Source organism: Janthinobacterium sp. NKUCC06_STL, assembly GCF_019345455.1.
GTDB classification, from domain to species: Bacteria; Pseudomonadota; Gammaproteobacteria; order Burkholderiales; family Burkholderiaceae_D; genus Janthinobacterium; species Janthinobacterium rivuli.
Genome location: NZ_JAHKQY010000008.1, coordinates 67,047 through 90,697, shown reverse-complemented (window position 1 = coordinate 90,697; position 23,651 = coordinate 67,047). Strand labels below are relative to the sequence as shown.

The following is a 23,651-nucleotide window of genomic DNA, read 5'->3' as shown; positions in this document are numbered from 1 at the left end:
TTCTTAGTGTGAAGAATTTGCTAATCAGGCAATGTCGGGCCTTAATGAATTCCCGTCGGCTGTATGTAGCCGAGCCTGTGCGCCAGCAGGATCAGCAAAAACAGGGTGATCGACAAGCCCACGCGCAGGGCCAGCGCTTGCACGGTGCGGTTGCTCTTGCCCTTGTCGCGCATGAGGAAGAACAGGGCCGAGCCCAGGCTGCCCAGGATCAGGATGAAGGCAATGGCAACGAGGATTTTCATGGATGGTAGCGCCAGGCTTGAGGAGGTTTCATTGTAATGCGTATCCGCTTCCATTTTAGATGGATTCCATTTGTTGTAATGCTGCTACTGGTGGCGCTGGGCGTGTCCCTGGCGCAATGGCAGCAGCGCCGTGGCGATGAAAAAGTCGCCCGCGCCGCCCGGCTGGAAGCGGGCAACCTGGCCGCTCCGCTGGCATTGACGGCCGCGCCCATGCTGCCGAGCGACGCGCAAGCGATTGAATATCGCCGCGTCACCGTCACGGGCCATTTCGTGCCCGCCTGGACGGTGTACCTGGACAACCGCCCCTACAAGGGCCAGGCCGGCTTTCACGTGCTCACGCCATTCCAGATCGACGGTTCGGCCATGCACGTGCTGGTGGCGCAAGGCTGGCTGCCGCGCAATAATGCCGAGCGTACGCGCATTCCCGATTACCCTACACCTGCCGGCACGGTGACGATTTCCGGCATCGCGCGCCTGAACGCGGGTCATGTGATGGAACTGGGCACGGCACCGGCCCTGGCGCCGCACGCCATCGTGCAAAATGCTGACATTGCCCAGCTGGCACAGGCCAGTGGCCTGGCCTTGCAACCGTTCATTCTCGAACAAACAGTCGAAGGAGCGACGGCGCCAGCATCTGGCCAGCTTCCCGTGCGCGACTGGCCGGCGCCGGACCTGGGCGCCGACAAGCACCGCGGCTATGCATTCCAGTGGTACGCACTGGCACTGATGGCTTTTCTATTTTTTGTCTTTACAGGATTTCGACGTGCAAACAAACAACCCTGAAGCAACGCAAGACAGCAGCAATAAACAGGCACAAAATACGGGACGCTGGAAATTGCTGGCCGTCGTGGCCGTGTGCGCGTTTCCCATCATCGCTTCGTATTTCACGTATTACATCATCAAGCCCACGGGCCGCAACAACTATGGCGCGCTGATCGACCCGCGTTTGTATCCGATACCGGAAGCGCAGCTGCAGGTGACGGAACTCGATGGCAAGGCGTCGCCGCTGGCCCAGTTCAAGGGCAAGTGGGTGCTGCTGCAGACAGGGCCGTCCGATTGCCAAGAGGCATGCAAGAAGCAACTGTTTGACATGCAACAACTGCGCCTCATGCAGGGCAAGGAGCGCGAGCGCCTGGAAAGAGTCTGGCTGGTGACGGACGCCCAGCCGCTCGACACCCTCGTGATGCGCGAATTCGATGGCACCAGCATGCTGCGCGTCAATAGCGACGCCTTGAAAGCGTGGCTGCCCGTAGAGCCGGGCGGCAAGACCAGCGACCATTTCTACCTGATCGATCCGCTGGGCAATCTGATGATGCGCTTCCCGAAAGACGCGGACCCGAACAAGATCAAGAAAGACATCGCCAAGCTGCTCAAAGCTTCGGCGATCGGTTGAGGAGTCTGCATGCCGACGATGCATCTCTCCGCGCTGGCCCAGCTGGGCTTGACGGGTCTGCTGGTGGCGCTGCTGCCGCTGACCATGGTCTGGGTGTCCGCGGACGCCAATAAATACCGCAAGCTGGTGTGGATCGCCATTTTTTTGACGGTCGACCTGATCATGTTTGGCGGCTTTACGCGCCTGTCCGATTCCGGCCTCGGCTGCCCCGACTGGCCCGGCTGCTATGGCTCGGCCAATCCTTTCCTCGCGCACGAGCACATCGTGGCAGCCGAAACCCTGATGCCGACGGGCCCCGTGACGGTGGTGAAAGCGTGGATCGAAATGACGCACCGCTACCTGGCCATGGCCATAGGCGTCTTGATCGTGGCGATGATGGTGCAGGCGTGGCGCCAGTGGCGTAAAAGCAAACGCGCGGAATTCGCCCCGGCTCTGCCGACGGCGCTGTTTTTGTTCGTCTGCCTGCAAGGCGCGTTCGGCGCCTGGACCGTGACATTAAAACTGCAGCCGGTGATCGTCACCATCCACTTGTTGCTGGGCATGGGCTTGCTGGCCATGCTGACGTGGCTGGGCGGGCGCCAGGACCATGCCGTCAAACCCCTGCTGCACGCCGATGCGGACGCTGCCGTGCTGCGCCCCGTGCGCGCGCTGGCCATCTTTTCGCTCGTGCTGTTGACCGTGCAGATCGCGCTGGGCGGCTGGGTGAGCACCAACTACGCCACCCTGGCCTGCACGGATTTCCCTCTGTGCGGCGGGAAAGTCATTCCGGAGATGGATTTCGAGCATGGTTTCCATCTGTGGCGCGAGCTGGGCAAGACGGCCGCCGGCCACTATTTGCCGTTTTCCGCGCTGACGGCCATCCACTGGGTGCACCGCAATTTCGCCTTCATCGTGGTGGCCGGCATCGGCTATACCGTGTTTCGCGCATGGAAGCTGCCGTCCTTGCGCGGCACGGCACGCTGGGTGGCGCTGGTGCTGGCCTTGCAGGCGGCCACGGGCCTGGCGACGATTTACCTGAGCTGGCCCTTGTCGATTGCCGTCATGCATAACGGCGGGGCGGCGCTGCTCGTGTTATTGCTGACCATGTTAAACTACAAGGCTAAATTCCAACTCGATGTAGCGCGCAATGTTAAGCGCGCTTGCGCCTCCGCGCCAGTGCCCTCGGCACAAGCCAGTCCTTCCCGTACCGCATAAATGACTACTCAGACCATCAGCCGTAAACCATCCCCCCGCATCGCCCAGTATTGGGCGCTGACCAAGCCCCGCGTGACGCAACTGGCCGTGTTTTGCGCCGTCATCGGCATGTTCCTGGCCAGTGAGGAGTTGCCTGACTGGCACGCGGTGGTGTTCGGCACCATCGGCATCTGGCTGCTGGCCGGCGCCGCGTTTGCCGTCAATTGCCTGGCCGAGCGCGAAATCGATGCGCGCATGGCCCGCACGGCGCGCCGCCCGATGGCCATGGGCGACATCACCGTCAAGCAGACGGTGGTGTTCGCGCTGGTGATCGGCGGCCTGGGCATGGCGATTCTGTATCACCTCGTCAATCCGCTGACTATGTGGCTGACCTTTGTCACCTTTGTCGGCTATGCCCTGATCTACACCATGGTGCTCAAACCGGCCACGCCGCAAAACATCGTCATCGGCGGCCTGTCCGGCGCCATGCCGCCCGCGCTGGGCTGGGCTGCCGTCGCCAACGACGTGCCGATGCAGGCGTGGCTGCTGGTCCTGATCATTTTTGTGTGGACGCCGCCGCATTTCTGGGCCCTGGCCATGTACCGCCGCGATGATTACGCGCGCTCGGGCTTGCCCATGCTGCCCGTCACGCACGGCATGCAATTCACGCAATTTCACGTCTGGCTGTATTCGATCGCGCTGGCCGCCACCACCTTGCTGCCGTACGCCGTGCGCATGAGCGGCCTGATCTACCTGGCGTCGGCCGTGGTGCTCAACGCCGGCTTCCTGTACTACGCGTGGAAGATGTACCGCCACTACACGGACTTGATCGCGCGCAAGGCTTTTACGTTTTCCATCATCTACCTGGCATTGCTGTTCGCGGCCTTGCTGGTCGACCATTACATTCCACTCGGCACATGAAAAAAACCCTGACCCTGTTGTTGGCGGCCGCGCTGGTCGCCGTCCTGGCCGGCTGCGGCAAGCCTGCCGCGCCCAAGCTGGCCTTCAAGAACACGGACGTGACGGGCCTGGGCTACGCGCGCGAGTTCGCGCTGACGGACCACACGGGCCACCCGCGCACCCTGGCCGACTACAAGGGCAAGCTGGTGCTGGTGTTCTTCGGCTACACGCAATGCCCGGACGTGTGCCCCACCACCATGGCCGACATGGCCCAGGTGATGCAGGAAATGGGTCCGCAGGCGGAGCAGGTGCAAGTGCTGTTCGTCACCGTCGACCCCGAGCGCGACACGCAGCAATTGCTGGCGCAGTATGTGCCCGCCTTCGACAAGCGTTTCGTCGGCCTGTATGGCGACGCGGCCGCGACAGCCAGGGTGGCCAAGGAATTCAAGGTGTATTACGCCAAGGTCGAGGGCGAGACGGACAGCAGCTACACGGTCGACCACACGGCCGGCACCTATGTCTTTGACCGCGAAGGCAAGATCCGCCTGTTCGTGCGCCACGGCGAAAAGCCTGCCGCCATCGCGCACGATCTTAAACTTCTGCTATCCTGACCCGGTCGCGCCTCAGGGCGCCATCTTCAGGATATGCAGTACATGGACAAACGTTTCGAGCCGCACGCCCGCCTGGCAGCCATCATCTTTCTGTTGATCGGCTGCTTTTTCGTCTTGCGGCCCTTCCTCGCCGCCATGCTGTTTGCCGCCTGCGTGGGCATTTCCAGCTGGCCTTTGTACATCCTCCTGCTGGACCGCCTGAAAGGCCGGCGCAACTGGGCGGCCGCCATCATGACCCTGTCGCTGCTGCTCGTCATCGTGCTGCCGCTGGCGCTCGTCACCTACAACCTGGCCGACAATGTGTCGCGCATCTATGAACAGTTGCGCGCCGCGCTGGAATCGGGCGGCCTGCACCCGCCGGCCTGGCTGGCCAGCATTCCCGTGGTGGGCGAAACCATCGCTGGCTATGTGGAACGCCTGCTCGCCGACCGCGAGGAATTACTCAATTTAGGCAAGACCATGCTGGAACCGGCGCGCCACTTCCTCGCCTCGGGCGGCATCCTGCTGGGCACGGGCCTGGCGCAGACCAGCCTGGCCGTGTTCGTCAGCTTCTTCCTCTACCGCGACGGCCAGCAGCTGAGCCGCGCCTTGATGACGGGTGCCGGCCGCATCATCGGCGACAGCGCGCCTGGCGTGGGCCTGACCATCAGCCGCACCGTGCGCGGCGTCATGTACGGCTTGCTGGGCACGGCGCTGGCGCAGGCGCTGGTGGCCGTGGTGGGTTTTCTGATCGCCGGCGTGCCGGCCGTGGCGCTCTTGGGCGTGGCCACCTTCATCTTTTCGCTGATCCCCGTCGGGCCGCCCCTGATCTGGGGCGGCGCCGCCATCTGGCTGTTTACCGACGGCCAGACGGGCTGGGGCATCTTCATGCTGGTGTGGGGTGCGCTGCTGATCAGCGGCGTGGATAACGTCGTGAAACCCATGCTGATCAGCCGCGGCAGCAGCCTGCCTTTTTTGCTGGTGCTGCTCGGCGTGCTGGGCGGTGTGCTGGCCTTCGGCTTCGTCGGCATCTTTATCGGGCCGACCCTGCTGGCGGTGCTGTACAGCTTGCTGCAAACGTGGACGGTGGGAGAGACCACCGTGCCACAGGGAAAAGATACGATTACCTTGAAAAAAGATTAATCGCGTAAGTCCGCATCGAGGTCGCGTTCCTGTTTCGGGATCACCTTGATCAGCACGATGCGGGGCCCGTTCATCTTCTTGACGACGATGTCGAAGTCGACAAAGGTGATGCGCTGGCCCTGCTTCGGAATGTCACCGAGCTTGACCATGATCAAGCCGCCCACCGATTCCACGTCGTCCAGGCCCAGTTCCTCGTTTTCGATATCGATGCCGAGGATGCGTTCGAGCGAGAAGATGGGCAGGCTGGCCTTGCCGATCAGGGTGCCGTCGCTTTGCTTGAGCCAGTCGTTTTCATTGCGGCGGAATTCGTCGCGGATTTCACCGACCATGGCGCCAAGCAAGTTGTCCAGCGTGATGAAACCCAGCGGGCGCTTGCCCTTTTCGCCGATCAGCGCGAAGTGGGGCGCACCGTCACGGAAGCGGCGGAACAGCTCCAATGCCGGCGTGCGCGCGGAAATGATGTCCACGGGACGCAGGAAGGGCGTGAGCGAGGCGATCGGTTTGCCCGCCTGCTGGGCAAAGAACAGATCCTTGAGGTGCACGACACCGAGCACGTCGTCTTCATTCATGTCGAAATACGGGTAGCGGCTGAAGCGGTTGCGCAGCACCGTGTCGAGATTTTCTTCCAGGGTGTTTGAAGCGTGCAGGGCGATCACTTCATTGATCGGGCGCATCAGGTCCGACACCGTCATCTGCTCGAAATCCAGCGACTGCGCCAGGATGTTGCGCTCGTCGCGCGTAAACTTTTCGCCCGGCTGGCTGGTGCGCAGGATCAGTTTCAGCTCTTCGGACGAATAATGGGCATCGTGGCCGCCCTTGCCGGACAGGCCCGCCATGCGCAGCACCCAGTTGGCGCTGGCGTTGAGCAGGTAGATGGCCGGGTACATGGCCCAGTAAAAGCCGTACAGGGGAATCGCGCTCCACAGGCCGACGGCTTCCGGGTTGCGGATGGCCATCGATTTTGGCGCCAGTTCGCCCACGACGATGTGCAGGAAGGAAATCACGCTGAAGGCGACGACGAAGGACACGCCGTGGATCAGCTCTTGCGAGGTGACGCCGATGGCGCCGAACAGGGGTTCCAGCAAGCCGGCAAACGCCGGCTCGCCGACCCAGCCCAGGCCCAGCGATGCCAGGGTGATGCCCAGTTGGCAGGCGGACAGGTAGGCGTCCAGCTGGCCATGCACCTTGGCCAGGATGCGGCCCCGCAGCCCTTGTGTCTTGGCGATGGCGCGGATGCGGGTGCGCCGCAAGGTGACGATGCCAAACTCGGCGGCAACAAAAAAACCGTTCAGCGCGACCAGGAAGAGGGCGAGCAGGACTAGCAAGACATTGTGCATGGGGGCGCAGAAGATGGGCTGGTAAAACGACATCTTAAACGACGAAGGGCGCAGTATCCTAATTTCCGGCAAATCTGCCCTGCGGTTTTACACGATGCTGCGGCGTGTGGCGTCCACCAGCGGCGCGGCGCCCTGTTCGCCCAGCGTCTGCAACAAGTCCCCGAAGTCGTGCGCGCGGCCATGCGCCAGCTCGGCGGCGCTGAGGCCGATAATCTGCAGGAAGGCAAATTTTCCCGAGACCAATTGGTATTCTTCCGGGTAATGTTCGCTGGGCACTATGATGATGGCGCTCAGCGCGGACTGCTGGCCATCGATGGGGCCGCCAACGGACATGCGGTCCCAGGCGTCCAGCGGTTCCTGGTCGCCGAAGCGGCCAGCCGCCAGCAGCATCTGGTAAGCGGCGAACCTGCGCACCAGCGCCAGCGCCCATGGCGACTGTTGCGGGCATTCCAGCAGCAGTTCGCGGCCCAGTCCCGTCCATTCCTCATCCTCATCCGGTTCGTCGTCCCATGGATTGGACAGGCCCGACGACACGTAGGCCCAATGCGACCGCGTGGGTGTTGGCGGGCATTCGAACACGCCGATATGCAGCCAGCGCGGATCGACTTCGGTACAGTTGAACAGCTCTTCAAACAGGGACATGCTGAGCGGATAGATGCCCGGACCCAGGTCCCCGAACAGGGTTTTGTAGAGTGTTTCTTCGCGCTGGGTCCAGGCTGTTTCCAGAAGGCTGGTTGCGGCGCCGTCATTGGCAAGGTTGGTCATGTCGGTACACTGAAATGGATGAGTGTTTGAGTATAAAACATGCAACTTTGTGACGGCGTACGCTTGAACCGGCCAATGCGCCGGCCTCAGGCCGCTACCTTGGCGGGGGCCGCTTGCGGCCCGCCGCGCATGGCAAAGACCATGACGGCCGAGACGATGGCGGGGATGGCGACGACGAGGAAAATCGTGCTGTTGGGCCAGTTCAGGCGGATCAGCTCGCCACCGAGCACGGGGCCGATGATGGAGCCGATGCGCCCGATGCCCAGGCTCCAGCCGATGCCCGTCGAGCGCAGGGTGGTCGGATAATAGCTGGCCGCCAGGGCGTTGACGGCCGGCTGGCCGCCCACCACGCAAAAGCCGGCGATGAAGATCGTGATGAAGAGGAAGGCCAGCGACACATCCGGACGGCCGATCAGGGCAATGGCCACGGCGGCAACGAGGAAGCACGGCAGCAGGATGCGGCGGAAGCTCGAGCGGTCGATCAGCTGGCCCATGACGAGGGTACCGATGGTGCCGCCCACTTGCAGGGCCGTGCCGGCCAGCACGGCGTTGGACGTCGACAGGCCCGCTTCCCTGGCGATCGTTGGCAGCCAGTTCGACAGGAAATACAGGTTCAGCAAGTTCATGAAATTGATGACCCACAACAAAATCGTCATCTTGGCGCGGCCGCCCGTAAACAATTGCAGCACGGGCGCGCCCTTGTGTTCCTTCTCATGCACGACGTATTGCGTGTCGGCCGTGATGCTCACCGTCGGGTCGATGCGTTTCAGCCACTGCGCGACTTTATCCAGCTTGCGTTTTTTCAGCACCAGGAATTGCATCGATTCCGGCAGCAGGAAGAACATCAGTACGCCGATCACCAGCGGCACCACGCCGCCCACGTAAAACACGGATTGCCAGCCGAAGGCGGGAATCAGCGCGGCGGATAATAATCCGCCCAGCACGGCGCCCAGGGTAAAGCCGCACGAGACCAGCATCATCAGGGTGACTCTCTTGCGCAGGGGGCTGTATTCGCCAGCCAGCGCCATGGCGTTCGGCATCACGGCACCGAGGCCCAGGCCGGTAATAAAACGGATCAGTTGCAATTGTTCGATGGTCGTCGCCAGCGGCGTGACCAGCATGCACAGCGAAAAGAAGATGGTCGAGCCGATCAGCACGGGACGGCGGCCGAACTTGTCGGCCGTGATGCTGAAGACGAGCGAGCCGACCAGCATGCCCAGCAGGCCAGCGCCAAACACGGGGCCAAGGTTGGCCTTGCTCACATGCCAGTCGGCGATGATGGCGGGCGCCACGTAACCCATGGCCTGCACGTCGAAGCCGTCCATGATGACGCACAGCCCGCACAGGATCAGCATGCCGATCTGGAAGGAGCCGATCTTGTTGTTATTGATGAGATCGGGAATATCGATCGTCTTGCCTGCCGTGGACATGGTGCCGCTCCTGTATTTTTATGGTGATCGCGCCCTGCCGGCGAGGGATGGGCGCGTGTTTGTCTCAGGCTTCATTACAATCGCTTTTGATTGATTATTCAAACGTTATTTTCGAATGGATTTATCAGGTTTCCTTGTTAATCTTCGGGGTACCCTGGATGGCCGCCAGGATCACGTCGAGTGCCGGATGCATGATCTTGCGCTCGTTGGAAATCACATAAAACTGCTCGCGCAGGGACGAGGCGTCGCCGACCAGCACGGCGCCGAATTGTTCCTCGATATCGGCCGCCAGGCTGGCTGAGGCGAAAAACAGGCCCAAGCCCTTGCGGCCGAAGGCGTTGAGCATGGCGTTGTCCTCGAATTCGCCGACCACGTCGGGACGTACGCCTTGCTGTACCATCCATTCGTCGATGCGCCCGCGCAAGGCGTTGTTGCGCGCGGGCAGTAAAAAGGGCGCGCCGTGCAGGCTGTGCGGGAAATTGTCGCGGTACTGTTCCGCCAGCGCGGGGATGCCGAACAGCTTCATGGCGCTTTCTCCCCACAGGTGGCTGGACACGCGCAGGCTGGCGCCGGCCGGCACGGCGCGGTCCGTCAACACCAGGTCCAGCTTGTGCAGGGCCAGGTCGGCCAGCAGGGATTCGAACTCGTCTTCCAGGCACACGAGTTTGATGGGCTGGTCCAGGCTGCGCGTGGCGTCAAGCATGCGGTAGGCCATCAGTTTCGGCAGGGAATCGGAAATGCCCACCGTCAGGCGCATCTTTTCCGCGTCCGTGTCGGCCAGCGCTTCCTGCATCTGCTCGCCCAGCAAGAAAATCTGGTCCGCATAGCCGAGCGCCAGGCGACCCGCTTCCGTCGGCACCAAGCGCCGTCCCTGCGGCTGCAGCAGGGACTTGCCCAGTTCCTTTTCCAGCAGGGCTAGCTGTGTGCTGATGGTTTGCACGGCCAGTCCCAGGCGTTCGGCCGCGCGCGTCACGCCGCCTTCCTTGGCGACCACCCAAAAGAAGTACAAATGGCGGTAATTGAAACCCGTGGTTTTCATCGCTGCATCCTCTATCTTCTGTTTTTACGAAGTAATACTTCCATTATCTTCCATTTTTAAATGTGTCACATGTCCTTATACTACCTTCCATTGAATTTGGATAACGGGGAACTATCGATGAAACATTTCAGAGTGTCATTTCTAGTGACATTTATCTGCCTGGGCATTTCCGCCTGGTGGGGTTACACGCACGGTGGCGTGTCGACCATGCTGTCGGCATTGGGCATAGCGGTGATCCTGGGCGTGATGGAAGTCTCGCTGTCGTTCGACAACGCGGTGGTCAATGCCTCGGTGCTGAAGAACTGGGACAAGTTCTGGCAGAACCTGTTCCTCGGCGTCGGCATTATCATCGCCGTCTTCGGCATGCGTCTGCTGTTCCCGCTGGTCATCGTGGCGCAAGCGGCGGATCTGGGCTTGATGGAAGTATGGAATCTGGCCCTGAGCAATCCGGAACAGTATTCGATGCACCTGACGAATCACCATGCGGAAGTGGCGGCTTTTGGCGGCATCTTCCTGTTGCTGGTGTTCCTGAACTTCCTGCTGGATTCGGAAAAAGAAACGCACTGGCTGGGCCGTATTGAAGAAAAACTGGGCGCGCTGGGCAAGATCTCCTCGATTTCCGTGATGATCGCGCTGGGCACCCTGATGGTCAGCCTGTCGATGATCGAAGAAGGCCAGAAACTGGTGGTGCTGACGGCCGGCCTGTGGGGTATTTTGACCTACGTGGGCGTCGATGTGATCAGTGGCTTGCTGGAAGGCGACAACGGCGACGGCAACATGGGCGACATCATCAAGCGCGGCGGTATTGGCGGCTTCCTGTACCTGGAAGTGCTCGACGCTTCGTTCAGCTTTGACGGCGTGATCGGCGCGTTTGCCATCACCAAGGATGTCGTGATCATCATGCTGGGCCTGGCGATTGGCGCGATGTTCGTGCGGTCGATGACGGTGTTCCTGGTGCGCAAGGGTACGCTCGACGAGTTCGTTTATCTGGAGCACGGCGCGCACTATGCGATCGGTATCCTGGCCGTGATCATGTTGGTCAGCATGAAGTTCCACATTCCCGAGATCTTCACGGGTCTGATCGGCGTGGCCTTCATTCTCGCCTCGCTGTGGTCGTCGATCCGCTACAAGCGCAGGATGGCCCTCGAAGAAGACAAGACGGAAGTGCTGGAAGCGGGCAAGGCAACGGCAGTGTAAAGAATGCGCGACAAACGCTACACCCGTTTGTCGGCAAGTTGTAGCAAGCGTCGCCGCCGGCCTGGGGAGTCAGGCCGGTGGAGGACGCCAGGTGTTTGGTCATACACAACCCACATAGGAGAAATACATCATGGCAATCAGTCTGCAAAAAGGCGGCAACGTCAACCTGAGCAAGGAAGCTCCTGGCATTTCGAAGATGATCATCGGCCTGGGCTGGGATGCCCGCGCCACCGATGGCGCCGCGTTCGACATCGACGGTTCGATCTTCATGCTGAAGGCCGACGGCAAGGTTCGCGCCGACGTCGACATGATTTTCTACAACAACCTGAAGTCGAGCGACGGCTCCGTCACCCACTCGGGCGACAACACCACGGGCGCTGGCGATGGCGATGATGAAACTGTCATCGTCGACCTGGCCACGGTGCCAGCCGAGATCGACAAGATCGCCGTCTGCGTCACGATACACGATGCCGAAGCGCGCAAGCAAAACTTTGGTATGGTATCGAAGGCGTACGTACGCTGCGTGAATGCCAACGGCAACACGGAAATCGCCCGCTTCGACCTGTCGGAAGACGGTTCGGCGGAAACGGCCATGGTCTTCGGTGAAATCTACCGCAATGGCGCCGATTGGAAATTCAAGGCTATCGGCCAAGGTTATAAAGGCGGTCTGGGCCCACTCGCCGCCTCGTTCGGCGTCGGCGTATAAGTTGTAAGCAGTCAAGGCGGTCCGCTGTGTGGACCGCCCCCATCATTACCGAGTTGAGGAAGGAACAGTCAGATGCCAGTTTTCACTATTACCGGGGACGTCGACCCGTTCCTGCATGTGTCGCTTGCCAAGGGCGAGAAGATTTATTGCGAATCCAATGCGATGGTGATGATGGAAACCAATCTTGAGCTGAAAGGCAAGATGACGGGCGGCATAGGCGCCGCGCTGATGCGCACCTTTGCCAACGGGGAATCGTTCTTTCAGCAGCATATCGAGGCCATGCGGGGCGACGGCGATTGTTTGCTGTCGCCTACCTTGCCCGGCGCGATGCGGGTGCTTAATGTGGGCAATGAGGTGGGCAATGAGGTCGGTGCCCAGCAATACATGATCAGCGACGGCGCCTTTGTGGCGGCCAGTGCTGGCGTGGAATTGAAGGTGCGCACGCAAAGCCTTGGCAATGCGCTGTTTGCCCAGAGCGGTGGTTTTTTCATTACCGAGACGGCAGGCAGCGGCCAGTTGGCGGTGTCCGGTTTTGGCGCGATGTCGATACTGGAAGTGACGCCTGGCAAGGACGTGGTGATCGATAACTCGCACGTCGTGTGCTGGGACAACCGCCTGCAATACGAAATTTCCATGACGACCGGCAGCAGCGGCGGCTTTCTGGGCAATTTGATCAATAGCCAGACCAGCGGCGAGGGCATGGTGCTGAAGTTTTCAGGCACGGGAAAAATCCTCGTGTGCTCGCGCAACCGCGCGGCCTTCCTCGCCTGGACCCAAAGCAAGCCGGCGTAATCAAGCAGTAAACACTTAACAGGAGCTATGCGTATGTCTGTCAATTTGAGCAAAGGCCAGAAGATTTCTCTGGACAAAGAAGCTGGTACCACCCTGACCCGTATCACCATGGGCCTGGGCTGGGATGCGGCCAAGACCAAGGGTTTCCTCGGTTTCGGTTCGAAGACGGAAGCCGTCGACCTGGACGCGTCGTGCGTCATGTTCGATGAAAACAAGAGCACGTCCGACATCGTCTGGTTCCGCCAGCTGAAAAGCAAGGACGGCAGCATTGTCCACACGGGCGACAACCGCACGGGCGCGGGCGATGGCGACGACGAACAGATCAATGTCGATCTGTCGACAGTGCCGGCGAACGTGAAAAGCCTCGTCTTCACCGTCAACAGCTTTACTGGCCAGAACTTCTCGCAGGTGGAAAACGCCTATTGCCGCATCTTGAATGCCAGCAATAATCAGGAAGTTGCGCGTTTCAACCTGTCTGTGCAAGGTAGCCACACGGCACAGATCATGGCCAAGCTGTACCGCCATAACGGCGAATGGAAGATGCACGCCATCGGAGAAAACGGCAACGGTCGCACGTTTGACGACTTGATGCCGCAGATCGCCGTGCATCTATAAGGAGCAGTACGCAGCGGGCGGGGGACGGACCGGATACCGGCCCTTGTCCGCTGCTCTATATTGAAGGAGAGTATGTCGTGATGCGATTGCTGATAGCCTTGCTACTTCCGTGTCTCACGTTTTTCATGCTGGGGCGCCCGCTGGCCGGTGCCGCCGCCTTGATCTTGCAGTGCACTGTGATCGGCTGGGCGCCGGCGGCCCTGTGGGCCCTGTACACGGTGAACCAGCATAAAACGGAGCAGGAACTGGAAGGTGCGTTAAGCCGCAGCTACATGCGCAGGCGCAGTCGGTTGATTTAAGTCAATCGGGCGCTTGGAATCCTTGCGCTAAAGCCTGCACGAGCGATCGTGCGGGCTTTTTTGTGGGCGCTCACTTCTTGCAGCGTATCGGCACGTTCACGGAATTGCCGTCCGAACTCAGGTTGCGGTACTGCAAATCTTCGCTTTCGATGGCAAAGCGGGGCACGGCGTGGATATAGCGCTGCTTGCAGACGGTGTCGTCATTGATCAGCTGGCCCGCCAGCATGTAGTCGCACAGGGCGAAGCGCGATTCCTCGTCGTCGAGGATCAGCACGCGCGCGGCGCTGTACAGGGCCGATTGCAAGACTTCCGGGCTGCAATTTTCCGGACCCGTCAGCTTCAGATGGGTTTTCGTTTGCGTGGCCAGGCGTTGCAGCTTGACGAGGGCGGCGCGCTCTTCCTTGCGGGCACCATCGACGTGCACGTCTTCGCTGGCCAGGCGCAGTGCCAGCGAGGCGATCTGGTCGATGGAAATATGCCAGGCAAAGCCTTCCAGCCGCGTGCGGATCTGGCCCGGCAAGGGATCGGCCGCATCGACTTCGCAGCGGTACAGGCCCAGGTGGGGGCGGCACAGCACGGGGATGGCAAAGGCCGAGGTGCGCTTGCCCTTGACGAATTTCTGGCTCAGGTCGCCAAAGTTTTCATGCGTGATGGTATCGAAGCGGGCCTGGCCAAATCCCATCTTGACGAGGTTTTCCTTGCGCTGGCGCGAAAACAGGGCGTCGACGGCGTCGTAGATATTCTTGTTGAAGATGCGGTCCAGCGGCTGGCGCTCGTCCGACATCTTTTCGAACACGGCGCTGGAATTGGGCGCGTTGGCGTCGATGGAAATGAGGATGAAGGGCTTGCTGTTCAGGCGTGGCGGCACGACGGCCATGTCGTTGCCGTACAGCTGCGTCAGGGCCACGTCCCACAGGGTTTCCACGCCCAGGTTGTCGGCCGCGCCGCCATCGAACAAATGCACGTACGACGGCGATTCGCGCGACTCGGAACCGAGTTCCGGCACGAAACTGTTTTTCGGGCGGAAGCGCTCGAAGGTGACGGAATCGAACACGCCGGGAAAGGCGGCCGAGGTGGCCACGGCCGTGGCCAGGCGGATGTCCTGGATCGGCGAATGCAGGGTGCTGTAGAAATACTCGTAGGAAAACACCACGCGCTTGCCGCCATCGGTGGCGTCCGTCGCGTTGGCCAGGAAGATGGGGCCGTCGTGCGGCAAGTCCTGGTAGGTTTTCTTGTCGTACAGCACATCGTCCAGCACGTCGGACAGGAACGAGGTGCGCGTTTTGTTCGTCAACAACATCGTCGTCAGGTTGGCCGGTTTCAAGATGGTCTGGCCAAAGAAATCCGTTTTCAGTTTGCTGCGCAGCAAGGGCCAGTCCGTCTGTTTGCCATGCAGCGCATAGTAGCCGCCCGCGATGGCGCCGCCCGAGACGCCGGAAATGGCCGAGGCGCCGCTGACGAGGCCGAACTGCTCCAGCTGCTCCAGCGAGGCGGCCGAGAAATTGGCGGCGCGGCTGCCCCCGCCGGACAGGGCGATGCCGATGAAATGGTCGTTGGGCATCGGATTCTGGATGCGCGCCTTGGGCGCGTCGATGCGCAGGCGCGGGGTTTCCTGCACGGTAAACGTGCGGTTTTCGACGCCGCGGTTGGGGCGCAGGGCGAGTACCGTGCAGCCGCTCAGCAGCGCCACGAGGATAAATGGGACGAACAAGCGTGGATTCATGCGTGATCTGTGCGTAGTCAGGGGTTGGGATACGGACGGAAACGTGTGCGATTCTAGCAAACTCGGCAACAATCACCTATTCAGCTGGCAGCCGAGCAGGGCCGCGTTGTAGAGCCCGTGCACGAGCATGGGCGCCAGCAGCGCGCCGCTGCGCTCGTAGGCATGGCCCGCGCACAGGCCCAGCACGAAGGCGGGCAGCATGGCGGCCGGTGGATGCATGATGGCAAACAGCGCGGCGGCGATGCCGATCGCTTGCCAGGCGGGCAGAGAGCGGCGCAAGCCGCCCTGCAGCAAGCCGCGGAAGAGGAATTCCTCGCACAGGGGCGCGGCCAGCACACCTAGGGCCAGCAGCCACAGTCCGTCGCTATTGATCTGCATCAATGTTGAAGCGCTTGGCGGCAACAGGGCCGCATAAGCGATGCCGAACAGCGCCGCGACACAGGCGCCCGCGATTCCCCGGCGCCACGGTTCGCGGCCATGGCCGATACGCGGCACGCCGGCCGTCCTGGCGCGCCAGTAGACGAGGCGCAGCAGCGCATACGTGAGCACGCCGGCCGCGCCGAAGGCGATGGACAGCTGTACCAGCGGCGCCGCATTGCTACCTTTGAGCAGGATCAAGGCCAGTGTCTGCAAGATGAAAAAAAGCATGGCGGCGATCAGGCCGTCCGCCGCCGTTACTCTCGCTGGCGGCGAGGCGGCGGGATCGAGCAGGTAGGGCAGAGCGTCGCGCGCCTTTTGCCACAGGGCCACGGTCAGCGCGCCCGTGAGCACGACAAACACCAGTTGCTGCACCAGGCTGCCGGCGGCCAGCGCGGCAATGTACAGGCCGGTGAGCAGCAAATACAGGTACGTATAGACGGGACGCAGCTTTGCCGTTGTTTCGGTGGCCAGCGGATCGCTGGCAAACACGCCCAGCGCCACGGCGATCAGCGCATACAGGGGGATGCCGGCCAGGGCCAGCAGCATCAGGCCGACCGTCTGCCACGACCAGGCGGGCAGCCAGACCAGCGCCACGCCGAACAGGACCAATGGATACAGCAGGGCCAGCACGGCCCACAGCTGCGCCTTTTGCCGCAGCGCCTGCTCGATGGAAAGGGGAAACGTGTACAGCAGCCACAGCGCGCCGCCTTCCTTGTTGAGGGTCTGGAACGCCGACATCAGCAGCACATAGGTGCCGAGGAAAAAGCCGGTCGAGGCCAGCAGGACGGGACTGGCCAGCAGCGCGTGCAGGTCGCGCGCCTGGCCTGTCAACACGGCTTGTCCGCCAAGGATCAGCAAGGGCATCAGCAGGGTTTGCACGAGAAAATTGCGGTCGCGCAAGAGTAACGTCAGCTCGCGCCGCTGGATCGCCGTGCCGAGGCGCGGGCGCCACCGCTGCGTGGGCGATGGCGCCGCTGCCGGCTTGCGCGCCGCTTCGCGTTGGCCCGCGCCCACGACGCCGTGGCGCAACTGGCGGCGCAGCACGGCCATGCCCAGCAGCATCAACAACAGCGTTTGTGCCAGCAGCAGGATAGCGGGCAGCAAGGCGGCCACGCCATCGGCATTGAGCACGCGCACCAGCAGGCCCGGCGGCGTCCAGTGGCTCCATGCGGGCATGGCGGCCGCCCAGTCATAGGCGAAGCCTCCCATGCCCATGCCGAAGGACATGCCCAGATACATGGGAAACAGGCCCGCCAGCGAAATCACCGCCTGCAGGTTGCCCAGCCGGGATGGCGTGAGCGACAGGCGCAAGCCCGTGTCGACCAGGGTGCGCAGCATGGCGGCCAGGGCCAGCAGGACGAGGCTGGTGAGCAGGCCGGACAGTGACGAAAACCAGCCCTGGCCCGAATACCAGGCGATGACGGTCGTGCCGGGCCACAGGGCCAGCATGCCGGCCGGATTGACGAGCGTGCGTTCGAGCACGCGCGCCCACAGCAAGGTGCTTTTCTCGGCGGGCAGGGTGACCAGCCATTCCAGGTCCCAGTCCGGCTTCGACAGTTCTCCCATGCCTAGCGGCAGCAGGACGCTGACCAGCCACAGCAGCGCCAGCTGCAGGGTCAGGCCGCCGGTCAGCACCGCGCTGAAGGGCGCGGCCATCAGCTGCGCGATGACGGGGTCGAGCAGGTGGCTGCCCGTGTGCAGGCTGCCACGCGCCTGGCAGGCGGCGACCTGGTCCAGCAAACAATGCATGTTCAGCACGCTATGGCGGGCGATGCTGCCGAAGGACAACAGCATGGGCAGCAAGAGCAGCGCGCCCAGCAGCCAGCGCCCGCCACGCTTGCCCGGCGTGGCGGGGCGGCTTTTACTGTTTTTCTTGAAGGAAAAGCCCCGGCCGCTGGCGTTAAGCAGGCGCTGCAGGCGCAAGCGGGTCAGCAGCCAGACGGCGCGCCAGGCGGTGGGCGGCGCCGCCGTCATGTGGTTTCATCGGTCAGTTGCAGGAAGAGCTCTTCCAGGCTGCCATCGCTGGACAGTTGCTGGCGAATATCGTCCAGGCTGCCTGTGGCGACCAGGGCGCCACGGTGGATGATGGCGACCCTGCTGCACAGCTTTTGCGCCATATCGAGCAAATGCGTGGAAACAAAAATCGTGGTGCCGGCGGCGGCGCGGCGCAGCAAGCGTTCCTGCACGTCGCGCGAAGCTCGCGGGTCGAGGCCGTTGATCGGTTCATCGAGGATCAGCACGGCCGGATCGTGGATCAGCGCGCACGCCAGGCCCAGTTTTTTCTTCATGCCCAGCGAGTAATTGACGGCGAAATCCTCGCTCGCCTCGTCCAGGCCAAACTCCGCCAGCAGGCGCGCGGCGCGGGCGGCCGCTTCCGTGCGTGAAAAACCATGCATTTCGGCCACGAATTGCAGGATTTCACGGCCGCGCAAATAATCGTAAAAGATGGGATTGTCGGGCAGGTAGCCCACCTTGCGCTTGACGGCGGCGCCATCGCGCTGGCAATCGAGGCCATCGACCAGCACGCGGCCGGCGCTGGGCACGAGGATACCCATCAGCATGCGGATGGTGGTGGTTTTTCCCGCCCCGTTCGGGCCCAGGAAGCCGAAGACTTCTCCTTTGCCCACTTGCAAGGTCAGCGGCTTGACGGCCTCGAACGTGCCGTACTGTTTGGACAAGCCTTCAAAGGCAATCATCGTGCATCCCAAAAAAGATAGCGTGCAGGATGATAGCCCGAGACGGTGCCGCTGGCGCGTCCCTTAATGTCGCAGCATGACGCCGATGGCGATGCAGGCCAGGATCGCCAGACTCATGGCGATGCCGTAGGCTGCCATCAATACCAGCCAGCGGCAGATGGTGGCGAGTTTGCCGCTTCGATACACGCGCCACATGGCCCAGGGCAGATAGGCCAGCAGCCAGGCGCCGAGTGTGAGGCGGATGATGTTGACGGGGATCAAGGTCATCAGCGCCATTGTGATGAAGGCGAAGGCATTCGCATGCAGGGCGAACAGGAAATGCTCGCCATAGCGCCGTCCGCTGCCCAGGTAAAGGATTTTCAGGAACAGGGCGAACAGCGGCATCAGGCAAAACATGGCGTACGGCGCGTAATGGTAAAAGCTGTCCACCACGAGTTTTTGTTTCTCCGCCGTGGGCAGTTGCTCGAAGTCTTGCCATTGCTGCGGCAGGGTGGGCGTCTGGCCCAAGATGCTGAGCTGTATAGGTGATGGTTTGTTTTCCGGAATGTGACGGGGGCCTTGGGCGTTCACCTGGGCTGGCTGGCCATGGACGGTGAGGAATACGGCGGGGCTGCTGAACTTGAGGATGGCAAAGAACAGGATGCTGAAGGTCAGGTAGACGCGTAGCGGCTCCACGTAGCGCACGCGGCGTCCCGCGATGTATTCATTGCTCAGCGTGCCAGGACGAAACAGCAGCAGGGCCAGGGTACGCCAGAGCTTGCCTTCGAGCGCCACATAATGGGCAACGAATTCATGCAGGAATTCACGCGCGCTGGGCATGTGCAGGGTCGTCGTCTGGCCGCAGGCGCTGCAGAAGTTGCCTGGCGCATCGGTATTGCAGTTATGGCAGGTGCTGGATGACACTGTTTTCAAGATGAACTCTTTCCATGGCCAAAAAATGATCGCTCAAGGGCGCAGCCTATGATGAATGAAAAGAATGATAAAAGCACATTTTTATCTTTTTCGTTGCTTCCGAGATACAAAATGTCTGCGCCGTTCAGCGTCCACCAACGGCGGCCAGCAGGCGCCGTTCACCGGCTGGCGTGAGGCGCAGGGCGCGGCTGTCGAGTTCGCGTTCGGCCCAGCGCTGGCGCAGGGCCAACTGCAAGATGGCGGCCCCCAGCGCGCCGCCCAGGTGGGCACGCCGCTCGCTCCAGTCCAGGCAGGCACAGGCGAAGCGGCGGCGCTGCTTGTGTAATTGCGGCACGTCGATGCCCAGCGCCGCCATGCCGGCCGCGCCCGCTTCCGACAAACGATATTCTCCGCCACCGCCATCATCGAGCAGCCAGCCTTGGGCGAGCAACTGGTCGTGCACGGTGACGGCCACCGTGCCGGCCATGTGGTCGTAGCAAGTGCGCGCATGGCGCAGGCGGTCGGGCGTGGAGGGCGAAAAGGGCGTCGCCGGCACGCCGGCCACCACCAGCAGCGCTTCCAGCGCTCGCGCCACCTCCGTGCTGGCCAGGCGGTAATAGCGGTGCTTGCCCTGCGCCACCATCGACAGCAAACCATCGTCGCGCAAGCGGCTCAGATGGGCGCTGGCCGTCGAGGCGCCCACTTCGGCCAGCGTGGCCAATTCCGTAGCCGTGCGCGCATGGCCATCGAGCAGGCTGCACAGCATGCGCGCGCGGGCCGGTTCGGCGATGGCGCCGGCCAGTTGCGCCAGACCCATGTCGGCCGAGGGAAGTTTGTCATCCATAGTTCGTTCGTGGGCGAAGTGTTGTGGTGGAAGGACCAGCATACTCGTGTCCCACCCTCACTGCAATGGAATGCGCATGCCGTCCACCGACTTTGTTATCGACCCCGCCGACCCTTTCGCCGCCGTCACCCACGCGGCGCCATATGATTACTATCGCCGCCTGGCGGATGGCCCGCCGCTGCGTTTCGAGGCCTCACTCGACTGCTGGCTGGCGACGGGCGCGGCCGGCGTGCTGGCCGTACTGGCGCATCCCGCTTGCCGGGTGCGCCCGACAGGACAGCCTGTACCGGATACTCTGGCTGGCACGCCGTGTGGCGCGATTTTTGCCGAACTGGTGCGCATGAACGATGGCGAACGGCATGCCGTGCCGAAACAGGTGCTGGCGCGCGCGTTGGGCCAGGTGGATCTGGCGCGCCTGCAGGAGCGGGCGATACATCTTGCCCGTGATTATGTTCCCGGCAGCGCCGCCCAGCTCAACGATGCGATTTTTCAACTGCCCCTGTTCGCCATGGCCGACTTGCTGGGCTTTGCGCCAGCGCAATGGCCGTCGCTGGCCGCCTGGACGCGCGCTTTTGTCGCCTGCCTGTCGCCGCTGAGCAATGGAGAACAACTGGCTGGCGCGCAAGTGGCGGCCGATTCCCTGTTGCAAGGTTTTGGCCACTTGCTGCGCGAGGGCAACGCGAGGCCCGGCAGCCTGCTGGCCAGTATCGTGGCCGAGACCGATGCCATGGGGAGTGGCTTGCTGGCCAACCTCGTGGGCTTGCTGTCGCAGACCTGCGACGCCACGGCTGGCTTGCTGGGCAATGCCATCGTTGCCTTGCGCGCGCAGCCTGACTTGCTGCCGTCACTGCGCGCCGCCCCCCAGCGATGGCCGGCCATGCTGCGCGAAGTCAGCCGGAATGATCCGGCCATCCACAACACGCGCCGCTACACGGCCGATGCCGTGGAATTGCATGGCGTGCGCGTGCCGGCCGGGCAGATGATCGTCGTCGTGCTGGCCAGCGCTTGCGATGCGGAGTTGGGCTTTGGCCATGGCCGCCACGGTTGTCCGGGCCAGTCCATCGCGCACACCATCGCCACGGCTTGCCTGCAGACGTGGGCCGATGCGTTGCAACGTCTGCCGCTGGCGTGGCGTTACTTGCCGTCGCTGAATGCCCGCATCCCCGTCTTTAGCCCAGGAGAAATGAAATGATTGCCGTGATTTTCGAAGTCTGGCCCAGCGCGGAAGGGCGCCAGGAATACCTGGACCTGGCCGCCGCGCTGCGTCCCTTGCTCGATGAAGTCGATGGTTTCATTTCCATCGAGCGCTTCAGCAGCCTGAGCGAGCCAGGCAAATTGCTGTCGCTATCCTTCTTTCGCGACGAGGCGGCGCTGGCGCAGTGGCGGCAGCTGGAAGCGCACCGCGCGGCGCAGTCGGCAGGCAGGCAGGGCGTATTTGATGATTACCGGCTGCGCATCGCCGCCGTCGTGCGCGATTACGGCATGCTGGACCGGCAACAGGCGCCGGCCGACAGCCGCCAGCGCCACAGCGTTTAGCGGGGCAGCGCGCCCTGCGTGATTTTCACCTTGACCCGGTAAGTGGGCTCGGCCGCATTCAGGGCCGGCGGCGTGGCCGGGTCGACGTCGAGCAAGGTAAACGTCATGTGGTTGACGGTGACGGAGCTGGCGGCGCCGGGCATGGAGTCGGACAGGACGATGTCGGTCGTGCCTGCGCTGTTGAGCAAGCTGAAACTGTAGCTGACGTAGCCTTTCCATACGCACACGGCGCCCTTGCGGCAGCGGCTGTCGTTGACGCGTTCGAGTTTCAGGGTATCGGTGGCCGTGATGGCGACCTGTTCGCCCGGCGAGAGCACGTGGGTGACGCTGCGCGGCGTGTTTTCCGCGTCGCCGGCGCTGCCGGCCGCGCCGCAGCCAGCCAGCACGGCCAGGCAGGCGAAGAACAGGGTAAGCAGCATGCTGCGATAAGAGCGGGTCAGATAATGCATGTTTTTCCTTTCAGGTGGAGCGTCCCCGGCGTGCTTGTTCACGCGTGGGATGAAATGATAGTAACAAAATGATATTTTTCCGGCGCACTATTGGCGCGCTGCCGATGAATTGATGCGCCGGCCACGCGGCGCGCCGATTACTGCGTAAAATGGCTGTTTTGAAAATCAGGAAACAACCATGAAAAAAACTGCCCTGGCGAAAAGCGATGCCAAGAAACTGATGGGAAAGATGAATGTTCCCGGCGCCGGTGCATTCGGTAAGGAAGCGGTGGTCATCGACCGCCGCGAGCAGCGCAAGCGCGATCAGGCCCTGGGCCTGGTGCCATTCGCCGTCAAGCTGAACAGCGATCTGGTCTTGCAATTGCAGACCCTGGCCAAGGAGCGCGGCGCGGATCTGAATGAATTGGTTGCCGAAGTCCTCGTCAAGGGCCTGGCTGCAGCGTAAGGGCTGACAATGTTTATCTGTTGATAAATATCAGTGGTAAAACTAAAAGGCGCCTTGCGGCGCCTTTTGCATTGCGGCATTGCTTTCGATTACACCCAGGCGGCCAAGGCGCCCTTCATTTTTTTCAGCGCCGCCACTTCGATCTGGCGGATGCGTTCGGCCGATACGCCGAACTCTTCTGCCAGCGCGTGCAGGGTGGCGCCCGAGCCGTCGTCGTTGGCCAGCCAGCGCGCTTCGATGATGCGGCGCGAACGGGCGTCCAACTTGCTCAAGGCCGTTTCCAGGCCTTCCGATTGCAAACGCGTCACTTGTTCCGCTTCCAGCACCTTGGTCGGTTCGCTTTGCTCCGACGACAGGTAGGCGATCGGCGAAAACTTGTCGTCTTCATCGTCGGTCGGCGATTCCAGCGCAATGTCGCGGCCGCTCAAGCGCGTTTCCATCTCGATCACTTCTTCGCGCTTCACGTCGAGCAGCTTGGCCAGCGCATCGATCTGCTTCGGCGTCATCGCGTCCAGGCCCGTCTTGTGGCTGCGCAGGTTGAAGAACAGCTTGCGCTGCGCTTTCGTCGTCGCAACCTTGACCAGGCGCCAGTTTTTCAGGATGTACTCATGCATCTCGGCTTTCACCCAGTGCATGGCGTACGACACCAGGCGTACGCCCTGATCCGGATCGAAACGTTTCACGGCTTTCATCAAGCCGATATTGCCTTCCTGAATCAGGTCGGCGTGCGGCAAGCCATAGCCCAGGTAACCGCGGGCAATCGAGACCACCAGGCGCAGGTGCGACAGCACCAGTTCTTGCGCGGCGGCCAGGTCATTTTTTTCACGCAGGCGTGTCGCCAGCGAAATTTCTTCGTCGTGGGTCAACATGGGCAGGCGGTTCACGGCCGAAATATAGGCGTCGATATTGCCCAGATTGCCAGTGAAACCGAGGCCCAGCGCATTACTTTTGGTCGGAACCAATGCGGACGTTGCGGACATCATAGTCATGTTTTCTCCCTCGTAGTCTTGCTTTGTTCCAGTTGGC

General features: G+C 62.1%; 26 protein-coding genes. 14 read left to right on the top strand and 12 right to left on the bottom strand.

From position 1 onward, the window contains the following. Nucleotides 1-41: 41 nt before the first annotated feature. On the bottom strand, nucleotides 42-242 hold the full coding sequence (locus KO539_RS22215) for a twin transmembrane helix small protein (protein ID WP_219311783.1): 201 nt from the start codon (nucleotides 240-242) through the stop codon (nucleotides 42-44). Between the two features lie 36 nt (nucleotides 243-278). Here KO539_RS22215 and KO539_RS22210 point away from each other — a divergent pair, with 36 nt between their 5' ends. Genes KO539_RS22210 through KO539_RS22185 form a run of 6 tightly spaced genes read left to right on the top strand, consistent with a single transcriptional unit; the run spans nucleotide 279 to nucleotide 5,441 of the window. After that, nucleotides 279-1,025, top strand: a complete 747-nt coding sequence (locus tag KO539_RS22210) for an SURF1 family protein (RefSeq protein WP_219311781.1) — start codon at nucleotides 279-281, stop codon at nucleotides 1,023-1,025. Beyond that, entirely contained in the window at nucleotides 1,006-1,635 is a 630-nt protein-coding gene (locus tag KO539_RS22205) for a cytochrome C oxidase subunit I (protein WP_128141324.1), read from the top strand. Before KO539_RS22210 ends, KO539_RS22205 begins: the two co-directional genes overlap by 20 nt. Nucleotides 1,636-1,653: 18 nt before the next feature. Next, on the top strand, nucleotides 1,654-2,829 hold the full coding sequence (locus tag KO539_RS22200; protein ID WP_219311969.1) for a heme A synthase: 1,176 nt from the start codon (nucleotides 1,654-1,656) through the stop codon (nucleotides 2,827-2,829). Then, on the top strand, nucleotides 2,830-3,729 hold the full coding sequence (gene cyoE / locus KO539_RS22195) for a heme o synthase (RefSeq protein WP_035824745.1): 900 nt from the start codon (nucleotides 2,830-2,832) through the stop codon (nucleotides 3,727-3,729). It abuts the gene before it with no gap. Continuing rightward, nucleotides 3,726-4,319, top strand: coding sequence for an SCO family protein (locus KO539_RS22190; RefSeq protein WP_219311779.1), 594 nt, complete (start codon nucleotides 3,726-3,728; stop codon nucleotides 4,317-4,319). The genes cyoE and KO539_RS22190 overlap by 4 nt, the downstream gene beginning before the upstream one ends. Nucleotides 4,320-4,361: 42 nt before the next feature. After that, nucleotides 4,362-5,441, top strand: coding sequence for an AI-2E family transporter (locus tag KO539_RS22185; protein ID WP_099403384.1), 1,080 nt, complete (start codon nucleotides 4,362-4,364; stop codon nucleotides 5,439-5,441). On the opposite strand, the gene KO539_RS22180 is transcribed toward KO539_RS22185, so the two are convergent. The 4 genes from KO539_RS22180 to nhaR form a co-directional block, all read right to left on the bottom strand. Further along, entirely contained in the window at nucleotides 5,438-6,778 is a 1,341-nt protein-coding gene (locus tag KO539_RS22180; RefSeq protein WP_035828641.1) for a hemolysin family protein, read from the bottom strand. The two genes, KO539_RS22185 and KO539_RS22180, sit on opposite strands and share 4 nt — an antisense overlap. Before the next feature lie 87 nt (nucleotides 6,779-6,865). Beyond that, nucleotides 6,866-7,543, bottom strand: coding sequence for a suppressor of fused domain protein (locus KO539_RS22175; RefSeq protein WP_219311777.1), 678 nt, complete (start codon nucleotides 7,541-7,543; stop codon nucleotides 6,866-6,868). A gap of 86 nt (nucleotides 7,544-7,629) precedes the next feature. Beyond that, nucleotides 7,630-8,973 carry an MFS transporter gene (locus tag KO539_RS22170; protein WP_219311775.1) on the bottom strand — a complete coding sequence of 448 codons (1,344 nt, stop codon included), beginning with the start codon at nucleotides 8,971-8,973 and terminating at the stop codon, nucleotides 7,630-7,632. Nucleotides 8,974-9,097: 124 nt separating this feature from the next. Continuing rightward, complete coding sequence (nhaR, locus tag KO539_RS22165) at nucleotides 9,098-10,012, bottom strand: transcriptional activator NhaR (protein WP_219311773.1); 915 nt, start codon at nucleotides 10,010-10,012, stop codon at nucleotides 9,098-9,100. A gap of 117 nt (nucleotides 10,013-10,129) precedes the next feature. On the opposite strand from nhaR, the gene KO539_RS22160 reads away from it, so the two are divergent. From KO539_RS22160 to KO539_RS22140, 5 genes are all read left to right on the top strand, one after another. Next, complete coding sequence (locus KO539_RS22160; protein WP_176388096.1) at nucleotides 10,130-11,209, top strand: DUF475 domain-containing protein; 1,080 nt, start codon at nucleotides 10,130-10,132, stop codon at nucleotides 11,207-11,209. Between the two features lie 130 nt (nucleotides 11,210-11,339). Beyond that, nucleotides 11,340-11,915: a TerD family protein gene (locus tag KO539_RS22155; RefSeq protein ID WP_035824762.1), complete on the top strand. Its 576-nt coding sequence runs from the start codon at nucleotides 11,340-11,342 to the stop codon at nucleotides 11,913-11,915. Nucleotides 11,916-11,987: 72 nt separating this feature from the next. Further along, on the top strand, nucleotides 11,988-12,707 hold the full coding sequence (locus KO539_RS22150) for a TIGR00266 family protein (protein WP_219311771.1): 720 nt from the start codon (nucleotides 11,988-11,990) through the stop codon (nucleotides 12,705-12,707). 33 nt (nucleotides 12,708-12,740) lie between these two features. After that, the gene (locus tag KO539_RS22145; protein ID WP_219311769.1) at nucleotides 12,741-13,322 is read left to right on the top strand and encodes a TerD family protein; all 582 of its coding nucleotides are present in this window, start codon (nucleotides 12,741-12,743) and stop codon (nucleotides 13,320-13,322) included. An 80-nt stretch (nucleotides 13,323-13,402) separates the two neighbouring features. Continuing rightward, nucleotides 13,403-13,621, top strand: a complete 219-nt coding sequence (locus tag KO539_RS22140; RefSeq protein ID WP_034784905.1) for a hypothetical protein — start codon at nucleotides 13,403-13,405, stop codon at nucleotides 13,619-13,621. Between the two features lie 70 nt (nucleotides 13,622-13,691). Here KO539_RS22140 and KO539_RS22135 read toward each other — a convergent pair whose 3' ends face one another. The 5 genes from KO539_RS22135 to KO539_RS22115 all read right to left on the bottom strand — a co-directional run bounded on the left by KO539_RS22135 (nucleotide 13,692) and on the right by KO539_RS22115 (nucleotide 20,195). Next, nucleotides 13,692-15,344: a patatin-like phospholipase family protein gene (locus KO539_RS22135; protein WP_099403274.1), complete on the bottom strand. Its 1,653-nt coding sequence runs from the start codon at nucleotides 15,342-15,344 to the stop codon at nucleotides 13,692-13,694. A 72-nt stretch (nucleotides 15,345-15,416) separates the two neighbouring features. Then, nucleotides 15,417-17,738 carry a type II CAAX endopeptidase family protein gene (locus KO539_RS22130; protein WP_219311767.1) on the bottom strand — a complete coding sequence of 774 codons (2,322 nt, stop codon included), beginning with the start codon at nucleotides 17,736-17,738 and terminating at the stop codon, nucleotides 15,417-15,419. Further along, nucleotides 17,735-18,460, bottom strand: a complete 726-nt coding sequence (locus KO539_RS22125) for an ABC transporter ATP-binding protein (protein ID WP_219311765.1) — start codon at nucleotides 18,458-18,460, stop codon at nucleotides 17,735-17,737. The genes KO539_RS22130 and KO539_RS22125 overlap by 4 nt, the downstream gene beginning before the upstream one ends. Nucleotides 18,461-18,523: 63 nt before the next feature. Continuing rightward, on the bottom strand, nucleotides 18,524-19,363 hold the full coding sequence (locus tag KO539_RS22120; RefSeq protein WP_225243853.1) for a DUF3667 domain-containing protein: 840 nt from the start codon (nucleotides 19,361-19,363) through the stop codon (nucleotides 18,524-18,526). Nucleotides 19,364-19,496: 133 nt separating this feature from the next. Then, entirely contained in the window at nucleotides 19,497-20,195 is a 699-nt protein-coding gene (locus tag KO539_RS22115) for a helix-turn-helix transcriptional regulator (protein ID WP_219311763.1), read from the bottom strand. A gap of 76 nt (nucleotides 20,196-20,271) precedes the next feature. Between KO539_RS22115 and KO539_RS22110 the strand changes: the two genes are divergently transcribed. Then, entirely contained in the window at nucleotides 20,272-21,387 is a 1,116-nt protein-coding gene (locus KO539_RS22110; protein WP_219311761.1) for a cytochrome P450, read from the top strand. After that, a complete protein-coding gene (locus tag KO539_RS22105) occupies nucleotides 21,384-21,731 on the top strand; it encodes an antibiotic biosynthesis monooxygenase (protein WP_219311759.1) in 348 nt (115 codons plus the stop codon). Before KO539_RS22110 ends, KO539_RS22105 begins: the two co-directional genes overlap by 4 nt. Here the strand turns inward: KO539_RS22105 and KO539_RS22100 are convergent. Further along, complete coding sequence (locus tag KO539_RS22100; RefSeq protein ID WP_219311758.1) at nucleotides 21,728-22,180, bottom strand: hypothetical protein; 453 nt, start codon at nucleotides 22,178-22,180, stop codon at nucleotides 21,728-21,730. The genes KO539_RS22105 and KO539_RS22100 overlap by 4 nt on opposite strands. A gap of 178 nt (nucleotides 22,181-22,358) precedes the next feature. Between KO539_RS22100 and KO539_RS22095 the strand changes: the two genes are divergently transcribed. Then, nucleotides 22,359-22,625: a hypothetical protein gene (locus KO539_RS22095; RefSeq protein WP_219311756.1), complete on the top strand. Its 267-nt coding sequence runs from the start codon at nucleotides 22,359-22,361 to the stop codon at nucleotides 22,623-22,625. A gap of 89 nt (nucleotides 22,626-22,714) precedes the next feature. Here the strand turns inward: KO539_RS22095 and rpoH are convergent, their stop codons facing one another. Then, entirely contained in the window at nucleotides 22,715-23,608 is an 894-nt protein-coding gene (gene rpoH, locus KO539_RS22090; RefSeq protein WP_035824784.1) for an RNA polymerase sigma factor RpoH, read from the bottom strand. Nucleotides 23,609-23,651: the final 43 nt, after the last annotated feature.